1 protein-coding gene is annotated in these 2,621 nt (G+C 56.6%); it reads left to right on the top strand.

Going from position 1 to position 2,621, the window contains the following annotated elements:
- Nucleotides 1-182: 182 nt before the first annotated feature.
- Nucleotides 183-2,144 carry a glycosyltransferase family 39 protein gene (locus tag VM163_02400; protein ID HUT02724.1) on the top strand — a complete coding sequence of 654 codons (1,962 nt, stop codon included), beginning with the start codon at nucleotides 183-185 and terminating at the stop codon, nucleotides 2,142-2,144.
- Nucleotides 2,145-2,621: the final 477 nt, after the last annotated feature.

Below are 2,621 nucleotides of genomic sequence, written 5' to 3'. Positions count from 1 at the left end.
TAGCCAATGACCCCTAATCCAAGCCCTGACTGCGAGCATCAAAGCGCCCACATCGACCGATTACGAAAACTCCTCGACCGGGCGATCTTGACTCGGAATCGGCAGTTGCTATCATTGCTCGCTAGTGCGCTCCGCAAGTGGTGCCGGTGGGTCAGTTGATCAAATAGGGAGGTCTTGGGGATTTGGGCAAAACAAAGGCGCTCAGGTTTCGCCACGTCTGGTTGTGGTTCTTGATACTTGGATTGCTCGCCGTCCTTTATTTGCCGTCTCTTAAGTTCGACCTCTTCGCTGACGACTTCGGCTTCTACGGGCGCAGGGAGCTCGGCGTCACGCTAATCAATTATTTCTTCAAAGGGGAAAGACCGGGGCTGAACCCAGAGGAATACGCGCATTTTCGTCCTCTGGGTGCTTATGTCTGGGCTCTCAAATTCGCTCTGTTTGGGGAACGAATCGTCTACTACCACGCCGTGGCCATCCTCGTTCACTTGATCAACACCGTGCTCGTTTTCGTCTTTGCGCGAAGAGTGCTAGGCCTCGACCGCGTGTGGTCCCAATGCGCCTCGCTTCTGTTTGCGGTATTCTGGTTCAACTTCGAGTCGGTGGCCTGGCTCGCGGCCAACAATGCTGCCATCTGCACGGCATTTCTTCTGTCAGCAGTTCTGTTCTCGGTCAGGTACGTGCGTCAAGGCGGCATTGGCGCGCTGCTTGCCCTATCTCCGTTTATGCTCCTGGCGATCGCCAGCAAGGAGTTTGCGCTGGTCATGCCTCTCGTTGTGGGACTTATCTGGTTCCTCCCCTTCGAGAGGCCTGTGGAAGGGGCCAAAAAAAGAGGTCTGATTGCGGTGGCGATCTCAGTTCTGCTCGTTGCTGGTTACGTGGCGCTGAGGTCGGCACTGGCCTTCCAGATGCCTATTGTGGAGATCACGCCCAGTTTCTTGCTCAGGACAGCCCATGGCTTGTTGACGATCTTTTGGTGTCCACTTGAATACCGTTTTCTAGGAGCGCTCGGCGCACTTTTCTTTCTGTCATGCCTGTTTCAGCCCAGAACGCGGATTCTGGCTCTGCTAGTTCTTGTCTTGTTGGCTCCTGCTCTTGTCCTGGAACCGGAGATGAGACACATCTATCCCGCCAGCTTCGCATTTGCGCTTGTGCTGGTCTTGGTCCTGAGGACTTTCGAAGAGTTGCCCCGCTCTAGAATGGCCTTGCTCCAAGTAGGGCTACTCCTCCCACTCGCGGGCGGCACGTTCTACGCGTTCGTGAAGCAGCACGGCCCGAGTCCCACATTCGTATTGGGAGGGCTCGCGTTAGCACTCGTTCTACTATTGTGTCTCTGGAGAAGAGGGCGGCTTCAGGCCTCTAGCGCTCTAACCTTCATGCTGGTGGCCCTCATTGCGGCCGGCAATCTCGGTCTGGCGATGGACTTCCCCTGGCAATGTAGATCGGGCGCGAAGGTCATGGGCCTAGGGGGAAGTCCTGTCTCTCAGCAGCCGGAGGGAGATGTGCGGCTCGTTTTTGTTGAAGAGAAATCCGAACTCGTCAGAGGCGATAAGTCTGTCCCTGTAGGATCCCTTCGGAACCCTGACTTCGTCCCGATTGATGAGATGCTTGACAACATCGCCGAATGCCCTGACACCAGGCTGGATGAGCACGTTATTGTAATAGGGCAGACCGATGAGAAGATCGCTAGCCGTGATGACATCAGGGCGCTCCTTAAGCTGCGGCAGGCCTCTTACCGGATGCCGCCGCCGGACATGCTGTCCTTCGCATTCAACGGCACTCCCGACCAATCGGGGCGGAGGTTTGCGGCCTGCGACATCGATCACAAAGCCGTTGGGTGCCTAGAGATGAGAGACAACCCATTAGACACAGTTGCCTATGACCTCATATCGGTCGGGTTTCTCAACCCGAACCAGTTGCCGTCGCAGCTCGCCTGGCTCGAGTGGTATCGACGTGGCGACCAAAACCCTGTCGGCAGGGCTGTGAGACAGATTGAGGCCGGACAGGCGGCGTTTATGCTGAGACGCCAAATCGACTGGCTCACTGCGCGAGAAGTCACCAGGATCACGACAGGTCTCGTGGGTGAAGATGCCCTTCCCTATCTCGCCGCGATCTCCATTCGCAAGCAGCCGGGGAAGCGCAGGTGACCTCCCGCAGAATCAGGTCTGCCTCCCGTAAAGCCTTTAGTTGACTTGCATAATAGCCTAAAGCGGACCGGCACTCTCCCGAACGACGACTCTGTTGACCTGGCCCGGACTAAGCTGCGTATGTGAAGTTCTGATGGCTATTGCTTGAGTCCCCTGAAAGGGGGCCACGTGAGTAGCCCCGTGTGAAACGCGGGGTATCTAGCCGACTACACTGCTCCTAGCCCCCCTCGCCATCCGCAGGTTGCACCTGCGGCTACTCAAATTATGCCCCGTTGGGGCATTCAGGCATGGCCGTCGAATTGCATCGACGCCGATTCTCAGATTGTCGAGGTTTTGTAGCCAATGACCCCTAATCCAAGCCCTGACTGCGAGCATCAAAGCGCCCACATCGACCGATTACGAAAACTCCTCGACCGGGCGATCTTGACTCGGAATCGGCAGTTGCTATCATTGCTCGCTAGTGCGCTCCGCAAGTGG

Source organism: bacterium, from assembly GCA_035527515.1.
Lineage (GTDB): Bacteria > B130-G9 > B130-G9 > B130-G9 > B130-G9 > B130-G9.
The sequence above is the reverse complement of the archived record's forward strand: the minus strand, read 5'-3'. Positions and strand labels throughout refer to the sequence as shown.